We start from the raw sequence: 2,330 nt of genomic DNA, 5'->3' as shown, positions 1-2,330 counted from the left end.
CGGGTCGAATTCGGACGTTCGCGCGGCGCGGCAGCCGGGCCGCCGAACACCGGGCGGCGGCCGCCTCATCGACCGCTATGGCCGCGGCCGCGGTCCAGGCCTTGCGGCTCGGCACCGACGTGGCATCGAGCTGGATGACCCGTACGCCGACGGCCGCAGCCACCCGGGCCAGTTCGTCGCGCATCGCGGGTTGGGCGATGAGGGTCAACAGGCCGGCGGTTGTGCTCACGCCCTCACCGTGGCGGTGCGACCGCTGCCGCGCCAGGCCCTACGCGCCAGTTGTGGAGCGTTACCGCGACTGTGCAGAACTATCCGACAGGAGGCAACGCAATATCAGTACCAATCGGATCATAATTGCGATTTTCGGTACTTCCGGGAAGGCCCAGTGCTCGTTCCAGCGAAGAATGACCGGTTAAAAAAGACGACCCCCGCCAGGGGGGGAGGAGGCGGAGGTCGTCGTGTATCAACCCCGGGGGGTCGGGCCGATACACCCTCAGCATAAGCCGAGTGAGGCCACTATACACACGACATGCCGGTCCGGCGCAAGTGTTGTCATCAAATGGCGACACTCGGGACCGCACGGCCGCTGAAGTGCTCTTTCCGGCATAGCCCCGGTTCCGCCAGCCCCCGCACCTATGCTGTAGCCGTGATCGCCTCCGACCCGGACACCCGGCAGCCGCAGCCGCAGGGACCGCCCAGGGACACCGGCAGCCGGACCCGCACCGCCGCCTTCCTGGACCTCGACCACACCATCATCGCCAAGTCCAGCGCGCTGGCCTTCAGCAAACCTTTTATGGACCAGGGGCTGATCAACCGTCGCACCGTGCTCAAGTCGAGTTACGCCCAGTTCCTGATGCTGCTGTCCGGGGCCGACCACGATCAGATGGAGCGGATGCGGACCCATCTGACCAACATGTGCACCGGCTGGAACGTCGAACAGGTCAAGGCGATCGTCAACGAGACGATGCACGACATCGTCAGCCCGCTGGTGTTCGCCGAGGCGGCCGAGTTGATCGCCGATCACAAGCTCTGCGGTCGCGACGTGGTGGTGGTCTCGGCCTCCGGCGAGGAGATCGTCGCGCCGATCGCCCGGGCGCTGGGCGCCACCCACGCCATGGCGACCCGCATGGTCGTCGCCGACGGCAAGTACACCGGCGAGATCGCGTTCTACTGCTACGGCGAGGGCAAGGTGCAGGCCATCCGGGAGCTGGCCGCCCGGGAGGGCTACCCGCTGGAGCACTGCTACGCCTATTCGGATTCGATCACCGACCTGCCGATGCTGCAGGCCGTTGGTCACCCCTCGGCGGTCAACCCCGACCGCGCGCTGCGCAAGGAGGCGGTCGCCAACGGCTGGCCGGTGCTGACCTTCTCGCGGCCGGTGTCGCTGCGTGACCGCCTGCCGGCCCCGTCCGGCGCCGCGGTGGCCACCACCGCCGCGGTCGGCATCAGCGCTGTCGTTGCCGGGGCGCTGACTTACTCGCTGCTGCGACACCGGGTGTTCTGACCCACTCCAGCAAACGCACGCGGTCACAATCCGGTGACGTCGTCGACGACGTTTGCGATTAGGCCTTGCTGTGTCGTGCGTCACGTAGTACAAAGGAGGCACGGAAGCCGGCAAGGCCAGGGTCGCTCCGGAAGAGAAGGATCGACCTCCCGAGCCGCACTTCCCAGTACGGATAGCGGTACCCACGCGGAGCCACAGCCGCGAAGATGGCAGAAGTGTTGCGGGCCTGCGTAATTGCGGAACGTAATCGGTCCCGACAGCCCTTTGGGTGGGGCTGCAGCCGAGGAGCACCGCACGAGCGCCGAGGCCACCCACGCAACCCACGTTGGACGCTTGGTAACCGTGTACCGTACTAGCGGGCGGCGAGCCGATTTCATCGGAGCGCCGCCCGCTTCGTTTTGCTCCGACGGCCCGGGATTCAGCGCTTGGCGCCCGCTTCAGCTATCCCCAGCGCATCCAGCGCGCCGGCGTGCAGCGCACCGCAGCACAACAGCAGCCAGTCCGTCACACCCTCGGTGGAACCGTCGGCGAAAGCCTGTGCGGCACGGCGATAGGCGCCCGCCTTGCGCATCCAGTGCACCTCGGGGACGCCGAGTCCGTGCCGGTCCAGCCCGCTGGCGATCGTCACCAGCCGGGCCGCGCCCCGAGCGACCACACCGTCGGCGCTGCCGAACGGCGCGAGCGTCAACAGCTCGCCGTGCACCACCGCGGCGAACACCGGTGCCGGCGCCCTGGTGCCGCCGGCGGCCAGGTCGGCCAGCAGCTCCAGCCGGCGCCCGACCTCGCCGCCGCCCGTCGGCCGGCCGAGGTGGTCTTCGTCGACCAG

Annotated in this window: 2 protein-coding genes and 1 pseudogene; 1 reads left to right on the top strand and 2 read right to left on the bottom strand. The window is 68.5% G+C overall.

Going from position 1 to position 2,330, the window contains the following annotated elements; genetic code table 11:
- A pseudogene (locus tag DQP56_RS23910) lies at positions 1-229 on the bottom strand (septum site-determining protein Ssd); the annotation flags it as partial.
- A gap of 504 nt (positions 230-733) precedes the next feature.
- On the opposite strand from DQP56_RS23910, the gene DQP56_RS23900 reads away from it, so the two are divergent.
- Positions 734-1,504: an HAD-IB family hydrolase gene (locus DQP56_RS23900; RefSeq protein WP_234825811.1), complete on the top strand. Its 771-nt coding sequence runs from the start codon at positions 734-736 to the stop codon at positions 1,502-1,504.
- Positions 1,505-1,922: 418 nt separating this feature from the next.
- On the opposite strand, the gene DQP56_RS23890 is transcribed toward DQP56_RS23900, so the two are convergent.
- The coding region (locus DQP56_RS23890) for a Fic family protein (RefSeq protein WP_526022720.1) at positions 1,923-2,330 on the bottom strand (408 nt) is incomplete at its 5' end.

This window comes from Mycolicibacter senuensis (assembly GCF_003284925.1).
Classification (GTDB): domain Bacteria; phylum Actinomycetota; class Actinomycetes; order Mycobacteriales; family Mycobacteriaceae; genus Mycobacterium; species Mycobacterium algericum_A.
Note: the sequence above shows the minus strand (reverse complement) of the source record. Positions and strands in the feature narration are given on the sequence as shown.